15 protein-coding genes are annotated in these 18,685 nt (G+C 62.0%); 7 read left to right on the top strand and 8 right to left on the bottom strand.

What is annotated here, in order from left to right; translation table 11 throughout:
- The first annotated feature begins 148 nt into the window (after positions 1-148).
- Together ACQ7C1_RS28220 and ACQ7C1_RS28215 are read left to right on the top strand one after the other, a co-directional pair.
- Positions 149-1,429, top strand: a complete 1,281-nt coding sequence (locus tag ACQ7C1_RS28220) for a 4-aminobutyrate--2-oxoglutarate transaminase (protein ID WP_430960656.1) — start codon at positions 149-151, stop codon at positions 1,427-1,429.
- Positions 1,430-1,469: 40 nt separating this feature from the next.
- Positions 1,470-2,951, top strand: a complete 1,482-nt coding sequence (locus ACQ7C1_RS28215) for an NAD-dependent succinate-semialdehyde dehydrogenase (RefSeq protein WP_430960655.1) — start codon at positions 1,470-1,472, stop codon at positions 2,949-2,951.
- A gap of 39 nt (positions 2,952-2,990) precedes the next feature.
- Here the strand turns inward: ACQ7C1_RS28215 and ACQ7C1_RS28210 are convergent, their stop codons facing one another.
- Complete coding sequence (locus ACQ7C1_RS28210; RefSeq protein WP_430960654.1) at positions 2,991-3,200, bottom strand: SlyX family protein; 210 nt, start codon at positions 3,198-3,200, stop codon at positions 2,991-2,993.
- A gap of 179 nt (positions 3,201-3,379) precedes the next feature.
- Here ACQ7C1_RS28210 and uxaC point away from each other — a divergent pair, with 179 nt between their 5' ends.
- Positions 3,380-4,795 (top strand): glucuronate isomerase, encoded by a 1,416-nt coding sequence (uxaC, locus tag ACQ7C1_RS28205; RefSeq protein ID WP_430960653.1) that lies wholly within the window; start codon positions 3,380-3,382, stop codon positions 4,793-4,795.
- Positions 4,792-6,249: a mannitol dehydrogenase family protein gene (locus ACQ7C1_RS28200; RefSeq protein WP_430960652.1), complete on the top strand. Its 1,458-nt coding sequence runs from the start codon at positions 4,792-4,794 to the stop codon at positions 6,247-6,249. The genes uxaC and ACQ7C1_RS28200 overlap by 4 nt, the downstream gene beginning before the upstream one ends.
- Positions 6,250-6,498: 249 nt before the next feature.
- Here ACQ7C1_RS28200 and ACQ7C1_RS28195 read toward each other — a convergent pair whose 3' ends face one another.
- The 7 genes from ACQ7C1_RS28195 to ACQ7C1_RS28165 form a co-directional block, all read right to left on the bottom strand.
- Positions 6,499-8,949 carry a GcvT family protein gene (locus tag ACQ7C1_RS28195; RefSeq protein WP_430960651.1) on the bottom strand — a complete coding sequence of 817 codons (2,451 nt, stop codon included), beginning with the start codon at positions 8,947-8,949 and terminating at the stop codon, positions 6,499-6,501.
- Entirely contained in the window at positions 8,950-9,825 is an 876-nt protein-coding gene (locus ACQ7C1_RS28190) for a phosphotransferase (protein ID WP_430960650.1), read from the bottom strand.
- 114 nt (positions 9,826-9,939) lie between these two features.
- Complete coding sequence (locus tag ACQ7C1_RS28185; protein WP_430960649.1) at positions 9,940-11,016, bottom strand: ABC transporter ATP-binding protein; 1,077 nt, start codon at positions 11,014-11,016, stop codon at positions 9,940-9,942.
- A 27-nt stretch (positions 11,017-11,043) separates the two neighbouring features.
- Complete coding sequence (locus ACQ7C1_RS28180; RefSeq protein WP_221113860.1) at positions 11,044-12,141, bottom strand: Gfo/Idh/MocA family protein; 1,098 nt, start codon at positions 12,139-12,141, stop codon at positions 11,044-11,046.
- Positions 12,141-13,028: a carbohydrate ABC transporter permease gene (locus tag ACQ7C1_RS28175; protein ID WP_088396864.1), complete on the bottom strand. Its 888-nt coding sequence runs from the start codon at positions 13,026-13,028 to the stop codon at positions 12,141-12,143. The genes ACQ7C1_RS28180 and ACQ7C1_RS28175 overlap by 1 nt, the downstream gene beginning before the upstream one ends.
- Positions 13,021-13,980: a carbohydrate ABC transporter permease gene (locus ACQ7C1_RS28170; protein WP_430960648.1), complete on the bottom strand. Its 960-nt coding sequence runs from the start codon at positions 13,978-13,980 to the stop codon at positions 13,021-13,023. The genes ACQ7C1_RS28175 and ACQ7C1_RS28170 overlap by 8 nt, the downstream gene beginning before the upstream one ends.
- A gap of 6 nt (positions 13,981-13,986) precedes the next feature.
- A complete protein-coding gene (locus ACQ7C1_RS28165; protein ID WP_430960647.1) occupies positions 13,987-15,273 on the bottom strand; it encodes an ABC transporter substrate-binding protein in 1,287 nt (428 codons plus the stop codon).
- A gap of 264 nt (positions 15,274-15,537) precedes the next feature.
- On the opposite strand from ACQ7C1_RS28165, the gene ACQ7C1_RS28160 reads away from it, so the two are divergent.
- The 3 genes from ACQ7C1_RS28160 (at position 15,538) to ACQ7C1_RS28150 (ending at position 18,660) form a co-directional block, all read left to right on the top strand.
- Positions 15,538-16,215 (top strand): TetR/AcrR family transcriptional regulator, encoded by a 678-nt coding sequence (locus tag ACQ7C1_RS28160; RefSeq protein WP_430960683.1) that lies wholly within the window; start codon positions 15,538-15,540, stop codon positions 16,213-16,215.
- A 129-nt stretch (positions 16,216-16,344) separates the two neighbouring features.
- Complete coding sequence (locus ACQ7C1_RS28155) at positions 16,345-17,493, top strand: Gfo/Idh/MocA family protein (protein ID WP_430960646.1); 1,149 nt, start codon at positions 16,345-16,347, stop codon at positions 17,491-17,493.
- A gap of 3 nt (positions 17,494-17,496) precedes the next feature.
- The gene (locus ACQ7C1_RS28150) at positions 17,497-18,660 is read left to right on the top strand and encodes a dihydrodipicolinate synthase family protein (protein ID WP_430960645.1); all 1,164 of its coding nucleotides are present in this window, start codon (positions 17,497-17,499) and stop codon (positions 18,658-18,660) included.
- Positions 18,661-18,685: the final 25 nt, after the last annotated feature.

The following is an 18,685-nucleotide window of genomic DNA, read 5'->3' as shown; positions in this document are numbered from 1 at the left end:
TTCTCGTTGCGCGAACATTCATCAAATCGCGTGATGTTTGAAGCAAAAAATGCCGCTTGTTTTCTTGCAGGAAAAATGTAGGAATTTCCAGAGCATCTTACAGAACTTATGTAAGATAAATCCAAAAACTTCAAACGGGAGCAGATCGATGACCGCGACACACCTTACCGACCGGAAGAATGCCGCGATTTCGCGCGGTGTCGGCATGACCACCCAGATCTATGCGGACCGCGCAGAGAATGCCGAAATCTGGGACAAGGAGGGCCGCCGCTATATCGATTTCGCCGCCGGCATCGCCGTGCTCAACACCGGTCACCGCCATCCCAGGGTTATCGCAGCCGTCAAGGAGCAACTCGACCACTTTACCCACACCTGCCATCAGGTCGTACCCTACGAGAACTACGTCAGCCTTGCCGAACGGTTGAACGCGCTGTTGCCCGGCAATTTCCAGAAGAAGACGATCTTCGTCACCACTGGCGCCGAGGCGGTCGAGAATGCCGTCAAGATTGCACGCGCGGCAACCGGCCGCTCGGCCGTCATCGCCTTCAGCGGCGGTTTCCATGGCCGCACCTTCATGGGCATGGCGCTGACCGGCAAGGTCGTGCCCTACAAGGTCGGCTTCGGCGCGATGCCCGGCGACGTGTTCCATGTTCCTTTCCCGGTAGAACTTCACGGCGTCTCCGTCGACCAATCGCTCGCAGCGCTGAAGAAACTCTTCGCCGCCGATGTCGATCCGCAGCGCGTCGCCGCCATTATCCTCGAGCCGGTGCAGGGCGAAGGCGGCTTCTATCCGGCGCCCGTGGCCTTCATGAAAGCACTGCGCGAACTCTGCGACCAGCACGGCATCCTCTTGATCGCTGACGAGGTGCAGACCGGTTTTGCCCGCACCGGCAGAATGTTCGCGATGGATCATCACGAGGTGGCCGCCGACCTGACGACGATGGCGAAAAGCCTTGCCGGCGGCTTCCCACTTGCTGCCGTCACCGGCCGCGCCGAAGTCATGGACGCGCCGGGACCGGGCGGGCTCGGCGGCACATACGGCGGCAACCCGCTCGGCATCGCAGCTGCCCATGCCGTCCTCGACGTCATCGCGGACGAAGACCTCTGCAGTCGCGCCAACCAGCTCGGCGGACGGCTGAAGCAGCGGCTTGAATCCTTGCGCGAGAAGGTGCCGGAGATTGCCGATATTCGCGGACCCGGCTTCATGAACGCCGTCGAATTCAATGACCGGACGACGGGATTGCCGAGTGCTGACTTCGCCAACAAGGTGCGGCTGACAGCGCTCGACAAGGGGCTGATCCTGCTCACCTGCGGCGTCCATGGCAACGTCATCCGCTTCCTCGCGCCGATCACCATTCAGGACGAGGTCTTTGGCGAGGCGCTCGACATTCTCGAGACGTCAATGCTGGAAGCAAGCACGGGCAAGTGACCGCATCGGAACCGCATTCAATTCCCAATGAGGATATGACATGGCTTTCACCACCGCACTGACAAAGCACGTTCCTTTCTCTTCTCCCTTGCTTCGCGACGCCGGCTACATCAACGGCGTCTGGACATCAGGCAATGCTGCTGGAACTTTCGACGTGCTCAACCCGGCAACCGGTGAGCTGCTCGCCTCCCTGCCCGATATGGGCGCAGCCGAAACGCGAACGGCGATCGATGCGGCCCATGCCGCCCAGCCGGCCTGGGCTACCCGCCCGGCCAAGGAGCGCAGCGTCATCCTGCGCAAATGGTTCGACCTGATCGTCGCCAATGCCGACGAACTCGCGGCGATCCTGACGGCCGAAATGGGCAAGCCCTTCCCGGAAGCACGCGGCGAGATCCTTTATGCCGCCGCCTATATCGAATGGTATGCGGAAGAGGCCAAGCGCATTTACGGGGAGACGATCCCGGCGCCTTCCAACGATAAACGCATGATCGTCATCAAGCAGCCGGTCGGCGTCGTCGGCACGATCACGCCGTGGAATTTCCCGGCGGCGATGATTGCCCGCAAGGTCGCGCCGGCGCTTGCCGTCGGCTGCACTGTCGTGTCGAAGCCGGCCGAGCAGACGCCGCTGACGGCGATTGCCCTTGCCGTGCTCGCCGAACAGGCCGGCATTCCCGCCGGCGTCTTCAATCTCATTGTCGGGCTCGATGGCCCGGCGATCGGCCGCGAGCTCTGCGGCAACGAAAAAGTGCGCAAAATCAGCTTCACCGGTTCGACCGAGGTCGGCCGTATCCTGATGCGACAATGTGCCGACCAGATCAAGAAGGTGAGCCTGGAGCTCGGCGGCAATGCGCCGTTCATCGTCTTTGATGATGCTGATCTCGACGCCGCAGTGGAGGGCGCGATCGCCTCCAAATATCGCAATGCAGGGCAGACCTGCGTTTGCGCCAACCGCCTCTATATCCAATCAAACGTCTATGACGCCTTTGCCGCCAAGCTCGCCGCCAAAGTCGCCGCAATGTCGGTTGGCGACGGGTTCAAGCCGGGTGTCGAGATCGGGCCGCTGATCGACGAGCAGGGGCTCGCCAAGGTGGAGGACCATGTCGGCGACGCGCTTGCCAAGGGCGCCAATGTTCTGACCGGCGGCAAGCGCCTCGACGGCACCGGCACCTTCTTTGCGCCGACAGTGCTGACCGGCGTGACCCGCGGTATGACGGTGGCGCGCGAGGAAACCTTCGGGCCGGTAGCGCCGCTCTTCCGCTTCGAGACGGCCGAGGACGTCATCGCTCAGGCCAACGACACGGAATTCGGCCTGGCCGCCTATTTCTATGCCGGAGACCTCAAGAAGGTCTGGCGGGTGGCGGAAGCGCTGGAATATGGCATGATCGGCATCAATACCGGTCTGATGTCGTCAGAGACGGCGCCCTTCGGCGGCATCAAACAATCGGGCCTCGGCCGCGAGGGCTCGCGCCACGGCGCCGACGATTATCTGGAGATGAAATATCTCTGCATTGGCGGCGTTTGATCGGTCGTTTCACGGGTACGCGGCTTCCGCCGCGTGCCGCTAGTAATGCGGCGGGCGGGTAATCGCCGGGGCTTCCAGCGTCTGCTCCTCCAGCGACAGGAACCGTTCCGTCAGCCGGTCGAGCTTGGTGCGCATCTGCTCGACGATCTTCCATTGCTCGGCGAGTTGATCGGAAAGCTCTTCGATCGTCTTTGCCTGATAGGCCAGCATTTCCTCCAGCCGGGTGATGCGGTTGGTGTCGTCGGACATTGATCCTCCTTTGCCGGCACCGGCAGAACAGATGATTTTCCAAAGCGGAAATAGGCCACCGCGTCAATGCTTTCGAGGGCGGGCGCGCCCACGCGCGAAACCGAACCGTTTGGTTACTAAAAGGCCTTGCCGTGCCTGATGTTGTGGGGTAGGCCCTAATCCATCAGGGAGGAATACTGATGGACGCAGGCAACGGCTTTCTTCATCCGGACCGGCTCTTTCCGGCCGACCCGGCGACACGGACCATCGCGCGGGACCTCCACGAGACAGTGCGCAATCTTCCGATCGTCAGCCCGCACGGGCACACCGAGCCATCCTGGTTCGCCGACGACAAGCCCTTCGAAGATGCGGCCTCGCTGCTGGTCATTCCCGATCATTATCTCTTCCGCATGCTGCACAGCGTCGGCGTCACCCTGGACCAACTCGGCGTTCCCAGGCTCGACGGCAAGCCAGTGGCCGAGGGCCGTGCCATCTGGCGGACCTTTGCCAAACTTTACCATCTCTTCCGCGGAACGCCCTCGATCCTCTGGGTGGACCACGCGATGTCAGTCGTGCTCGGCTGCACCGAGCCGCTGACGGCTGATAATGCCGACGCGCTCTACGATCACATCAATGCCCAGCTCGCCCGTCCCGAATTCCGCCCGCGGGCGCTGCATCAGCGATTCGGCATCGAAACGATCGCGACGACGGAAGGCGCGCTCGACCCGCTTGTCCATCACCAGAAAATGGCGGCGGAGGGCTGGATCGGCAAGGTCCGGACCACTTACCGGCCGGACAGCGTCACCGATCCCGATGCCGTCGGCTTCCGCGACAATCTCGTCAAATTCGGAGAGATCACCGGCGCCGATGTGACGCGCTGGGACGGCCTGATCGAGGCGCATCGGCGTCGGCGCGCCTATTTCCGCCAGTTCGGCGCAACGGCGACCGATCACGGCGTGCCCACGGCTTTCACCGCCGATCTGCCGCTTGCCGAAAAGCAGGCGCTGCTCGACAAGGCGTTAAAGGGCCCGCTTTCGGCTGTTGACGCCGAGCTCTTCCGCGGCCAGATGATGACCGAAATGGCCGGTCTTTCGGCCGAGGACGGCATGGTAATGCAGATCCATGCGGGCTCGAGACGCAATACCGACAGCGGGCTCTTTGCCACCCGCGGCCCCAATATGGGCGCCGATATCCCTACACGCACAGACTGGGTCGGCGGCCTCAATGCGCTGCTTTCCAAATATGGCCATGCGCCGGGCCTGCGTATCCTGCTTTTCACGCTCGACGAGACGACCTATGCCCGGGAGCTCGCGCCGATGGCCGGCCACTGGCCCTGCCTGATGATTGGCCCGCCCTGGTGGTTCCATGACAGCCCGCTCGGCATCCGCCGCTATCTCGACCAGGTGGTCGAGACAGCAGGTTTTGCCAATATGGCCGGGTTCAACGACGATACGCGCGCGCTGCTGTCGATCCCTGCCCGCCATGACGTCTGGCGCCGCGAGGTCTGCCGCTTCCTCGCCGGGCTCGTCGCCGAGCACCGGATTTCCGGGAAGGACGCCGAGTTCGTGGCGCGCGAACTCTCCTATGACAATGCGAAGAAGGCCTACAAGCTGTGAGCGACAGACTGCAGAACGTGACCGGCCTTGCGCCGACGGCGAAGCTTCCCGCCTATAACAGGAATGCACTGAAGGCCGGCATCCTGCATCTCGGCCCGGGCGCCTTCTTCCGCGCCCATTTCGCACCCTTCACGGATGCGGCGCTCGCAGCCGCAGGCGGCGACTGGGGTATCGAGGTGGCGAGCCTGCGCACGCCCGATGTCGCGGACAATCTCTCCGCCCAGAACGGCCTCTATACGATGCTGATCCGCGATACATCGGGCACGACGGCCGAGGTGATCGGTTCGATCCTGAAGGCGCATGTTGCGCCGCGCGATCCGGCCGGGCTGCTGGCGCGGCTCGAGGATCCTGCCATCCGCATTGTCAGCATGACGGTGACGGAAAAGGCCTATGGTTTCGATCCCGCAACGGGCGGCCTCGACCTCAAACATCCCGATATTGTCGCCGATCTTGCCAATCGGCATGCGCCGCGCGGCGTCATCGGCTATCTCGTCGAAGGGCTGGCGCGCCGCAGGCAGAAAGGCATAGCCCCCTTCACCCCGCTCAGCTGCGACAACCTGCCGAGCAACGGCGCGGTACTGAAACGCCTCGTGCTGGAATTCACCTCGCGCATCGATGCCGATCTCCATCGCTGGATCGAGACTAGTGTCCCCTTCCCCTCGACGATGGTCGACCGTATCACGCCGGCAAGCACCGAGGCGACCTATGCCGATGCCGAGCGGCTGACGGGCCGCACCGACTTGGCAGCGATCGAGACCGAGCCCTTTACGCAATGGGTCATCGAAGACCATTTCGCTAATGGTCGGCCGGCCTGGGAAAAGGTGCGCGGCGCGCTGATGGTCGAGGAAGTTTCGGCCTACGAAAAAATGAAGCTTAGGATGCTGAACGGCGCGCATTCGTTGCTTGCCTATCTCGGCTATATCGGCGGCTATGAATTCATTCGCGACGTGATGGATGATGCGGGCCTCGCCGCCCTTGCCTACCGCCACATGCACGCGGCCGCGAGAACGCTCGACGCCGTGCCGGGCATCAATCTCGACGATTACGCCAAGGAATTGATAGCACGCTTTGCAAACAAGGCGATCGCGCATCGCACCTACCAGATCGCCATGGACGGCACGCAAAAACTGCCGCAGCGCCTGCTGGAGCCGGCTTGCGAGGCGCTAGCCCATGGCGACAGGGCGGAGACCTATGCGATCGCCGTCGCGGCATGGATGCGTTATGCGATGGGCGAGCGCGGCAATGGCGAACGCTATGAGCTGCGCGATCCCCGCGCTCAGGAAATCGCCGCGCTGATTGCCGATGTCCCCCGCACCGGTCCGGCGATTTCGGCGGCGCTCTTCACCCTGCCCGGCCTCTTCCCGTCGGCTTTGACAAGATTCCGGGCCTGGACGCAGGATGTTTCGGACAAGCTCGAGATCTTGATCCAGGACGACCGGCTGCCGCTGTTTTGAGAGCTTGAAGGCTTTCAGCAAAGGGCTTGCCGTTTGGCACCCCCCTCTGCCCTGCCGGGCATCTCCCCCACAGGTGGGGAGATCGGCTGGGCCCAGCGGTTTCGCCAAACAACACCGCTTGGCAGTCCGTGAATTGCTGGAAAGGGACCGAGCGGTCGCCTCTTGCCGATCTCCACCCTTGTGGGGGAGATGCCCGGCAGGGCAGAGGGGGGTGTCCCACGGCACGCCGTCTCTTCGCGTCACTTCATGTCAGCCCTTCACGCGCGCCATCTCCGGATCATAGAGCGGCGCCAGCGACACCTTGCAGGGAATGCGTTCCCTTGCGACGTCGAGCTCATAGACGCCGGAGAGGACGAAATCCTCGGTCACCCCCTCGGGATTGCGGACGTAGCCGTAGCCGATCGCCTTCCCAAGCGTATAACCGAAGCCGCCGCTCGAGAGCCAGCCGACACGCTTGCCGTCGCGATAGATGGTTTCGCGGCCGAGCAGCACTGTATTGGGATCGTCGGGAACGAAGCAGCCAAGGCGCTTTTTCACGCCGTCCTTCAGCTGCCGCTCGATCGCCCCGCGGCCGCGGAAGGGGATGTTCTTGCGGATCTTCACCGCCCAGCCGAGGCCGGCTTCGACAGGCGTGTGATCGGGGCCGATATCGAATCCCCAGGCGCGATACCCCTTTTCCAGACGGCAGCTCTCGATGGCGCGATAGCCGGCATTGACAAGGCCGAATTCGCCGCCTGATGCCATCAGCACGTCATAGACTGTGGTGGCAAATTCGACTGGGACATGCAGCTCGTAGCCGAGTTCGCCGACATAGGTAATGCGCAGCGCGCGCACCGGGCAGCCCGATATGCCGATGGTCCTGACCTGGCCGAAGGGGAAGGCCGCATTGGAGACATCGGCGCCGGTCACGTTTTCGAGCACCGCTCGCGCATTCGGCCCCATCAGCGACAGAACGGAATAAGCTGACGTGACGTCGACAAGTTCGGCATGCATCTCGTCCGGAATATTGCGTGCGATCCAATCGAAGTCGTGGGTGGCAAAACCCGTGCCGGTGACGATGTAATATTCGTTCTCGGCGATACGGGCGACGGTCAGATCGCATTCGATGCCACCCCTGTCGTTCAGCATCTGGGTGTAGACGAGCGATCCCACAGGCTTTGCGACATCGTTGGAAGCGATCCAGGAGAGTGCTGCCTCGGCATCCCTGCCCTTCAGCACGAATTTGGCAAAGGAGGTCTGGTCGAAGATGACCGCCGCTTCGCGCACCGCCTTATGCTCGCGGCCGACGGCCTCGAACCAGTTCTGACGGCCATAGCTGTACATATCCCGTGGCTCTTCATTGGCGAAGAGATCGGCAAACCAGTTCGGCCGCTCCCAGCCGAGCTTCTCGCCGAAACAGGCGCCCTGTGCCTTCAGCCGGTCATAGAGCGGCGATTTGCGGCAGGGGCGGCCGCTCGAATGCTCCTCGAACGGCCAGGCCATGGTGTAGTGTTTGCCATAGGCTTCGAGCGTGCGGGTGCGCACCCAGTCGGTATCGAAATGCGGGCGTCCAAAACGGCGAATGTCGACCGGCCAGAGATCATAGGGCGGCTCTCCCTTCGTCACCCATTCGGCAAGCGCCATGCCGGCGCCGCCGGCAGACGCGATGCCGAAGGCGTTGAAGCCGGCGCCGACGAAGAAATTCTTCAGCTCCGGCGCCTCGCCCAGAATGAAATTGCCATCCGGCGTGAAGCTTTCCGGGCCGTTCAAGAGCTGCTTGACGCCGACTTTCTCCAGCGCCGGAACACGGCCGAGCGCCTGCTCCATGATCTGCTCGAAATGCTCAAAATTGCTGTCCAGCAGCGTGTAGTGGAAACCCTCGGGGATCCCATCTTTCGCCCAGCCAATCGGATTCGGCTCATAGCCGCCCATGACGATGCCGCCAACCTCCTCCTTGTAATAGGTGAGCCGATCGGGATCACGCAGCGTCGGCAGGTTAGAAGGCACACCGAAGGATTCGGTGATGATATATTGGTGCTCTACGGAGACCAGCGGCACGTTGACGCCGAAGCGGGCGGCGAAGGCGCGCGTCCATTGGCCGGCACAGACGACGACCCGCTCGCATTCGATGCGCCCCTCAGCGGTGATGACGGCACGGACCTTTCCCTTGTCGATGTCGAGATCGAGAACCTCGGTATCCTCGAAAAGCGAGACGCCCGATATACGGGCGCCTTTCGCCAACGCCTGGGTGATGTCGGAGGGGTTGGCCTGACCGTCGGTTGGAAGAAAGGCGGCGCCGACGAGATCGTCAATCGTCATCAGCGGCCAGAGATCGAAGGCTTCCTGCGGCGTCAGCAACTGCATGTCCAGGCCGAAGGATTGAGCCGTGGTCGCCTGGCGCTTTACTTCCGTCCAGCGTTCCTCATTGCAGGCAAGGCGCAGACCGCCATTCATCTTCCAGCCGGTGCCGAGGCCGGTTTCCGCCTCCAGCCGCTTGTAGAGATCGACGGAGTAACCGAGCAACTGGGTGATGTTGGCGCTCGTGCGCAGCTGGCCGACGAGGCCGGCGGCGTGGAACGTGGTGCCGGAGGTGAGCTTCTTGCGTTCGAGCAGGACGGTATCGGTCCAGCCGAGCTTGCCGAGATGATAAGCTGTCGAGCAGCCGATGATGCCGCCGCCGATGACCACGGCCTTTGCCGTCTTCGGTAACTGTCTCGTCATTTATTGGTCCCGTTCAAAGGCTTGGTAGGCGCGCTCGAAACGCGCGAGATTCTCGGCCGTGTAGGTGGCATAGTCGAAATCGATGGTGGAATGGATTTCCGAAATCATGCTCCAGAGCGTCTCGCGCAGGAGCGAGGCGCATTTCATCGCGGCGTATCGTCTGATCAGCTCATCGGCTGGCGGCCGGTCGAAATAGATTTCCAGCATCAGCCGCTCGGCCGATTCCGGCAGTTCGTTGTTGGAGGCCAATCCACCAAGATCGAAAAGCGGCGTGTTGAAGCCGGCATAGTCCCAGTCGATCAGCCAAAGCCGCTTGCCGTCATCGAGAAAATTGGCTGCCAGCAGATCATTGTGGCCGAAGGCGATATCGAAAGGTCCTGCCGCTTCTTCCAGTGTCTCGGCCTTGGTGAGGAGTGTCGCAAGCAAGGGAAGGTAGGCGCTGCCTGCCGCTTTCAGGTTGGCGGCATAATCGCGAATGACGTGGAAGACCCAGAAGATCATCGCCGGGCCGCGGAAATGCCGGGCGATATCATGGTGACAGGCACGCACCAGCGGGACCACGCGGGCAAGCATGTCAGGCGCCCTGATGTCCTCCGGGACAAGCGCCCTCGCCTCGATATATTCGAGCACCAGCACGCCAGGCGAATGGTGAATGACGGCGGGCGACAGGCCGGCGGCATGTGCGGCGCGGCTGGCGGCAAGCTCGTTCTGACGGCTGATGTGATGGATCGGAATATCTGTGCCCAATCTCACCACGCAACGCGCGACGGCATCGCTGACCAGATAGTTCCTGTTGGTGATGCCGCCTGCTATCGGCGATATTTCGATCGAGCCCCGCCAGATGCCAAGCGCATGAATCCTATCCTCAGGCGTCATGCTCACCCCCTCCTTTCGGCCCCTTCCGAAAGGATGGGACAGAGCAGGATCGGCTGTCAAGCAGCGGCGGCGGCGCTACGCGTCCCTCCGGACTCGCGGGAGCGCTCCCGAGAGTCAGATCGTTTTACCGGCGGCGTCGAATACGTGGCAGCGGGCGGGATCGAAGAAAGTCTTCACATTGGCGCCCCGCTCGACCTTCTGCTGGCCGTCAAGGGCGATCGTCAAGAGCTGCCCATCCGGCGTCGTAGTGTAAAGCATGGTGGCGCCGCCAAGATTTTCGACGAGATCGACATTGACGGTCGAGAGCGTGATGGCGCCCTCTGTAAGCGAAAGATGTTCGGGACGAATGCCGAAGGTGACCTCCTGACCGGCCTCGCCTTTCAGCCGGCGCGGCAGGCGGACGGAGTTGCCGCAGACGTGGATGCTGGTTTCGGCCTCGCCGACCTTTTCGATGCGGGCCTTGAGGAAATTCATCTTCGGGCTGCCGATGAATCCTGCGACGAAACGGTTGGCCGGGTTGTTGTAGAGATCGAGAGGCGCGCCGACCTGCTCGATGCGGCCTGAATTCAACACGACGATCTTGTCTGCCATCGTCATGGCCTCGACCTGATCATGCGTGACGTAGATCATCGTGTTGCCGAGCTGCCGATGCAGGCGGGAGATCTCGACACGCATCTGCACGCGCAGTTCGGCATCGAGGTTGGACAGCGGTTCGTCGAACAGGAAGATGCGTGGCTCGCGCACGATGGCGCGGCCGATCGCCACGCGCTGGCGCTGGCCGCCGGAGAGCGCTTTCGGCTTCCGCTCAAGGAGCTTCTCGATCTGCAGGATCTCGGCGGCGCGTTTTACTTTCGGCTGGATCTCGGCCTTCTTGTAACCCGCCGTCTCCAGGCCGAAGGCGAGATTCTTGTAAACGGACATATGGGGATAGAGCGCGTAGGACTGGAAGACCATGGCGATGCCGCGCTTGGCCGGCGCCACCTCGTTCATGCGCTCGCTGTCGAGCAGCAGCGCGCCGCCCGAGATCTCCTCGAGGCCGGCGATCATCCGCAGAAGGGTGGATTTGCCGCAGCCCGAGGGGCCGACGAAAACGACGAATTCGCCGGGATCGATCGTCAGGTCGATGCCATGGATCACATCCATTGCGCCATAGCGCTTCTCGACCTTCTGAAGAACGACACTGGTTGCCATCTTCTCAAAACCCCTCTCTTTTGCAGGTTACTTCGTTCTTGCGCGCCAATCGGCGTATTTCGGACTGTCGGGACCGACCGGCAGCGGCACTTCGGCGCCGCTGTCGGAAGACTGGTAGATGGCTGTGACGAGTTCGAGCGCACGGCGCGCATCCTTCGTGGTCACCGGCAGGGGTCCAGTGCCGCTGAGGAAGGCGTGGAACTGACCCATCTGGGTGGTGAAGCGCGGCGCAACGGGCTGCCAGTCGCCGACCACGCGATCGATCTTTTCCTGAACGTCGTCATTGGCGGCGATGATCTTCCAGGGATCCTTGCCCGGCGTATAGGGTTCGTGCGTGCTTTCGAAGGTGACATTCTCGAAATGCAGTCTCAGCCGGCTGATCTGTTCCTGCGAGCCGAGCGTGCAGGACAGCGAGACGAAGGCGCCGTTTTCCATCAGCAGGCTGGCGGAAGCACAATCCTCGACCTCGATATCATTGACGCGGGTGGCGACGCGGCCGAAGACCCTTGCCGCTGGACCCATCAGATGCATCAGCATGTCGTGCAGGTGCAGGGCATGGGTGACGAGCACGCCGCCGAGTTCGGTCGCCCATTTGCCGCGCCAGGGCACGGCGTAATATTCGGGCTTGCGCAGCCAGAAGGTTTCCACGGAAGCCGTATAGGGCTTGCCGGCAATGCCGGCATCGATGATCCGTTTGGCCTTCTGGATGCCGTCGCCGTAGCGGTACTGGAAGATCGGCATCAGCACGCCTTTGGCGGTCTTTTCCGCTTCCATGATCGTATCGACGCCGGCTAGCGAGCCCGTCAGCGGCTTTTCGCAGACGACATGCTTGCCGGCACCGAGAGCGGCGACCACCTGCTCCAGATGAATGCCGGGAGGGGTGCAAATATCGATGATGTCGATCGTTTCGTCGGCCAGCAGCGTCTCGAAAGAGGTGGTGCGGCGTTCGATGCCGAACTCGTCGCCGACGGCAGCCATGCGTTCTTCGTTCAGATCGCAGATCGCCGCCACCTTGAACTTATCGGAATGCGGCAGATAGCCTTCGACGATATGCGAACGGCCAATGCCGCAGCCGACGATCGCGACGGTCTTGATGCTCATGTCACTCTTTTCCATTGCCGCCATCAGCGTTTCATGCCGGTCGTGGCGATGCCTTCGATCAGCAGGCGCTGGAAGAACAGGAAGAAGAAGAACACCGGCACCAGCGTCAGGGTCGACATGGCGAAGAGACCACCCCAATCCGAAGCGCTGGTGGAATCCACGAAGGTGCGCAGACCGAGCTGGATCGTGTAGGTGTTCATGTCGTTCAGATAGATCAGAGGTCCGAAGAAATCGTCCCAGGTCCAGATGAAGGAGAAGATCGCGGCCGTCGCCAGCACCGGCAGCGACAGCGGCAGCATGATCTTCCAATAGATCCGCCAGGCGCTGCAGCCGTCCATCATCGCTGCCTCGTCGAGTTCGCGCGGGATGCCGCGGAAGAACTGCACCATCAGGAAGATGAAGAAGGCGTCGCTTGCCAGAAACTTCGGCACGACGAGCGGCAGGATGGTGTTGACCCAGCCAAGGTTGAGGAAGAGCACATATTGCGGGATCAGCGTGACGTGATAGGGGATCATCAGCGTGCCGAGCATGATCGCGAACCAGAAGTTCCGGCCGGCAAAACGTAATCTGGCAAAGGCGAAGGCCGTCAGCGAGCAGGCGATGACATTGCCTGTCACGACCAGCAGCGAGATGACGAGCGAATTCCAGAAGAATCGTCCGAAGCTGACGTCGAGGCCGACCCACCCGCGCGCATAAGACGAAAAATCGATCGACGACGGAATGAGCGAAGTCGACGAGAAGATCTCGGTTTCCGGCCTGACCGAAGCCGAAACCATCCACAGCAACGGATAGACCATGAGCAGCGAAGCGGCGATCAGCAGGGCGTGGACAATGAGCGACCCGGGCAGGCTGCGTTTGGTGATATCGGATGGCGGCCTGGCCGCAGTCACGGAAGCGGTCATCTCAGTCATCGTAGTGCACCCAATAACGCGAGCTCAGGAAGGAGAAGGCGGTGAAGATCGCGATGATAACCACCAGGATCCAGGCAAGGGCCGAGGCATAGCCCATGCGGAAATTGCCGAAGGCCTCCTGATAGAGGTAGAGCGTGTAGAACAGTGTCGAGTTGATCGGGCCGCCGGTGCCGCCCGATATGATGAAGGCGGGCGTGAAGGCCTTGAAGGCTTCGATCGTCTGCACGACAGCGTTGAAGAAGATCACCGGCGTCAGAAGCGGCAGAGTGATCTTGTAGAACTGCCGGAATTTCGAGGCGCCGTCGAGGCTGGCCGCCTCATACATGTCTTGCGGGATCTGGCGCAGGCCGGCGAGAAAGATGATCATCGGCGAACCGAACTGCCAGACGGACAGCGCGACCAGCGTATAGATCGAATAGTTCGGATGCGAGATCCAGCTCGGCCCTTCGATGCCAATCTGGGCGAGGGCGGCGTTGACGAGGCCGTCGCTGGCGAAAAGCTGGCGCCAGAGCACGGCGATCGCGACGCTGCCGCCGAGCAGCGACGGCAGATAGAAGATGGCACGGTAGATAGGCAGACCGCGCAGGCCGCGGTTCAGCGCCATGGCGACCAGCAAGGCAAAGGTGAGCTTGAACGGCACCGAAAAGACGACATAGGTCAGGGTGACCTGCATGGCGGCCGAGAATTTCGGATCCGCCGTGGCGATGCGCACGTAATTCGCCATTCCTACCCACCGCGGCGACTGCAGCATGTCGAAGTCGGTGAAGGAGAGGTAGAGCGAAATCAGGGCCGGCCCGAGCGTCAGCCCGAAAAAGCCGATGAGCCACGGAAGGAGGAAGAGATAGCCGGGAGCATTGGCATTCCAAAGACGCCTGAAGCGTCCTTCGGCCACGGCCCCCTGGTATCTTTCCACTGTTATGGCCCCTGCGGGCGTGCGCATCGCATTGCTCATACGGGATCAGCCTCGTGCGAGAATCTGCGTAATTTCAGTGACAAGCTGCTTGCCGCCGTCGGAGGGAGAGAGCTGTCCGAAACCGACCTGTTCGGCAATGTTGCGCAGCATCAACTCGCCTTCGCCGGCACCGGCCGGGGGCGGCGGCGGCAATTTGCCGGCGAGATCGCCAAGGCCGCTGACATAGGCCAAGGCAACCTTGCCGTTGTCATCGAGCTTCGCCGCGACGACCTCGCGCATGGCGGCCGATTCCGGAATGCCGCGCTCGACATCCAGTAGCAGCACAGCCTCGGGGTTCTTGACGAAGAAGTTGATGTAATCAACCGCCTGATCGATCGACTTCGACTGCGCCGAGACCGAGAAGAACATCGAAGGCTTGCGATAATGGCCGCCCTTCGAATCCGACTTGATGCGCATGTAGTTGGTGAGCGCCAGCTTGTCCTTGTTCATGGCCTGATAGGCGACAAACTGGTTGGAATGGGCAAAACCGGCGGCAGCCTTGCCGAGCGACACCGTGTTGGTTTCGATATCATTCTTGTCGAGAGCCTGGATATCGGCAGGTACGCAGGCGCCGGCCGCACGGAACTTGGCCCACATGTCGTACCATTCCGATGCGTCGTCCACGTCGAAGGCGATCTTGCCGTCGGAGGTATAGAGCGCCTTGCCGCGCTGGCGCAGCCAGTTTTCGAACAGCGGTTCACCGCCGCTGCCGTCGGCGAGGCCGAACATGCCCTTGCGTTTGCCCGCCTTCGTAATTTCCGCACCCATGCGGGCGAATTCATCCCAGGTGGTCGCCTGCGTCGGCAGATCGACGCCGGCTTCTTTGAAGGCCGTTGTGTTCAGCACCGTTGCAGCCGAATTGGCGCCCAGGCTGACGCCGTAGAGATGGCCGTCGACGCTGCCGCCTTCGATCTGCGCCTTGTCGAAATCGTCGAGATTGAGCTTGGCCGGCATGTAGGATTCGAGCGGCGCGAGCGCGCCGCGCCGGGCGTATTGAACGATGTAGCGATAGTCCATCTGAATGACGTCGGGCGCATTGCGGCCGGCAACCTGGGTCGCCAGACGCGGCCAGTAATCGCCCCAGCCAAGGAATTCGCCGGTAATCGAGGTGCCCGGATTCTTCGATTGATAGAGCTGCGACACCTTGTTGGTGCGGTCGGCGCGCGGCTGCGAGCCCCACCATAGGAGACGCAGGCGCGTTTCCTGTGCCAAGGCGCTGGTTCCGAGCGCCGAAAGCGACAGAAGCGCCGCACTTCCTGCAACGAAATTACGTCTGCTAACACGTAGAGTCATTTTTTTCCTCCTCCAAAGGGAAGCGCCTCCACACGCTTCCAATTTAGTTTTGCTTGCGCAAATAACTAATTGGTTACAAGCTACGAGCAAAGCGGCAAGCCTGTCAAGCGGTGTCGGTCAGAGCATGATGCCGAAAGCGCTGGAGGTTCACGGCGACATCATGCTTTCAGCATTCCGCTCCAGTGAGCCGCCCTTCCAAATTCGGTTTTTACAATTTCGCACCGAAGGCTTATGAGCGCAACACGTGAAGACAAGGGTGGAGCGATGAACGACAGCGGGGAAAACAGGGACAAGAAACAGGCGCGGCGACCGTCCACGGAGCGGACGGCGCAGCGCGATCCGGAGCGGACACGCGCCGCGATCCTTGAAGCGGCAACCCGGGAATTTGCCGAAAACGGCATGGGCGGAGCCCGTGTCGACGCCATCGCCGAACGCGCCGGCACCAACAAACGCATGCTCTACCATTATTTCGGCGACAAGGAGCAGCTCTACCTCAAGGTGCTCGAAGAGGCCTATGTCGGAATCCGCACGGCAGAACGCGCGCTGCATATCGGCGACCGCAGCCCGGAGGAAGGCATCGGCGAACTCGCGCTCTTCACCTGGCGCTATTTCCTCCAGCACCCGGAATTCCTGAGCCTGCTCGGCACCGAAAACCTGCACCGCGCCCGGTGGCTGCGCCAATCCGTCCGGCTCAAGGAGCTGCATTCGCATCTGATCGGCGAGCTTTCCCAAGTGCTGGAGCAGGGAAAGAAACAAGGCGTTTTCATCGAGACCGCCGATCCCCTGCACGTCTATCTGACGATTGCCTCGCTGGGTTATTTCTACCTTTCCAACCAGTACACGCTTTCGACGATCTTCGGCCGCGACCTGATCGAGCCGGCCAATCTCAGTGCCTGGGAGAGGCATATCGTCCACGTCACGCTCGCCTCGATCCGGCGCTGATACCGAAAGCAGGATTTGACTATTGACAGGCTCGCCGCTCTTCTGCCATCAAGTAACCGTTTAGTTACCGGCTTGGGAGGGCCGGGCCAGGACGCCCGCTCCCACCGCAAAGATTGCAGGGAGGAAAACATGGCACGCTTGGGGATCATCTTGCACGGCGTCACCGGCCGCATGGGTTACAACCAGCACTTGGTGCGCTCAATCCTGGCCTTCCGCGACCAGGGTGGCATCACGCTGAAATCGGGTGAAAAACTCGAGATCGATCCGATCATCGTCGGCCGCAATGGCGCCAAGATGGAAGAGCTGGCGAAGAAGCACAATATCAAACGCTGGTCGACCGATCTCGATGCTGCGCTCGCCAATCCCGACGACACGATCTTCTTCGATGCCGGCACGACGCTGATGCGCGCCGAGCTTCTGTCCAAGGCTCTCGACGCCGGCAAGCATGTCTATTGCGAAAAGCCGATTTCCGACGATCTGCAGGTGGCGATCGATCTCGCCCGCAAGGCGCGGCGCTCCGGCCTCAAGCACGGCGTCGTGCAGGACAAGCTTTTCCTGCCGGGCCTGCGCAAACTTGCGCTGCTGAAGGATTCCGGCTTCTTCGGCAAGATCCTCTCGGTGCGCGGCGAATTCGGCTACTGGGTTTTCGAGGGCGATTGGGGCGTACCCGCCCAGCGCCCCTCCTGGAACTACCGCAAGGGCGACGGCGGCGGCATCATCCTCGATATGCTGTGCCACTGGCGCTACGTGCTCGACAACCTGTTCGGCGAAGTCAAGGCCGTCTCCTGCCTCGGCGCCACGCATATTCCCCGGCGCATCGACGAGCAGGGCAGGCCTTATGATTGCGACACGGACGATGCGGCCTATGCGACTTTCGAACTCGAAGGCGGCGCGATCGCGCAGATCAACTCTTCCTGGGCGGTGCGCGTGCGCCGCGACGATCTCGTCACCTTCCAGGTCGACGGCACGCATGGTTCGGCCGTCGCCGGCCTGACGAAATGCTGGAGCCAGCATCGCGTCAACACGCCGAAGCCGGTGTGGAACCCCGATCAGCCGCAGACGATCGACTTCTACAAGACCTGGGACGAGGTTCCCGATACGCAGGCCTTCGACAACGGCTTCAAGGCGCAGTGGGAAATGTTCATCCGCCATGTCGTCGAAGATGCGCCGTGGCCCTATGGGCTGGAAGCCGGCGCCAAGGGCGTGCAGCTTGCCGAGCTCGGCCTGAAATCCTGGGCCGAGCGCCGCTGGCTCGACGTTCCCGCGCTGGAGTTTTGAGCCGTGACGACGATCAATCTCCCCCTCGACGGCAAGATCGTTCCCTATACGCTGACCGGCACACCGATCGAGCTGAAGAGACGCGACGCCAAGAGCTTCCCGCGCATCGCCTTTGCCGCCGCTCACGTGGTCGCCGATCCGCTCGCCGACAACGATCCCTGGCTGACGCCGGCGATCGACTGGGAGCGGACGCTGGCCTTCCGCCACCGGCTCTGGGATCTCGGCCTCGGCGTTGCCGAAGCGATGGATACGGCGCAGCGCGGCATGGGCCTCGGCTGGCCGGAGGCGCGCGACCTCATCCGCCGGGCACTTGCCGAAGCGGCCGGCCGTAAGGACGCATTGATCGCCTGCGGCGCCGGCACCGATCATCTGTCGCCTGGTCCCGACGTGACCGTCGACACGATCATCAAGGCCTATGAAGAGCAGATCGAAACGGTGGAGGCGGCCGGCGGCCGCATCATCCTGATGGCGAGCCGGGCGCTTGCCGTCGCGGCAAAGGGGCCGGACGATTACGTCAGGGTCTATGACCGCATCCTTCGCCAGGTCAGGGAACCCGTCATCATCCATTGGCTCGGAGAAATGTTCGACCCGGCGCTCGAGGGATACTGGGGCAACGGCGATCACCTGAAGGCAATGGAAACGTGTCTGCAGGTGATCGAAGCCAATGCCGCCAAGGTCGACGGCATCAAGATCTCGCTCCTTTCCAAGGAGAAGGAAGTGACCATGCGCCGGCAACTGCCTAAAGCGGTGCGCATGTATACCGGCGACGACTTCAACTATGCGGAACTGATCGCCGGCGACGAACAGGGCCATTCGGACGCGCTGCTCGGCATCTTCGACGCCATCGCGCCGGCGGCTTCGGCTGCGCTCGATGCGCTCGGCCGCAAGAGCAATCACGAGTTCTTCGATCTGCTCGAGCCGACCGTGCCCCTATCGCGCCACATCTTCAAGGCGCCGACGCGCTTCTACAAGACCGGTGTCGTCTTCCTCGCCTATCTCAACGGGTTGCAGGATCATTTCACGATGGTTGGCGGCCAGCAGAGCACGCGTTCGCTGACGCATTTGGCTGAACTTTTCCGCCTGGCCGACAAGGCCCGCGTTCTTGCCGATCCGGAACTCGCGACTGATCGCATGAAACAGGTGCTTGCCGTCCACGGTGTTCACTGAGTGCCGGTGCGGCTATGGGAGAGAA

Origin of the sequence: Rhizobium sp. Nf11,1 (genome assembly GCF_050587665.1) — a bacterium.
Taxonomy (GTDB): Bacteria; Pseudomonadota; Alphaproteobacteria; order Rhizobiales; family Rhizobiaceae; genus Rhizobium.
This window is presented reverse-complemented; position numbering and strand designations above follow the sequence as displayed.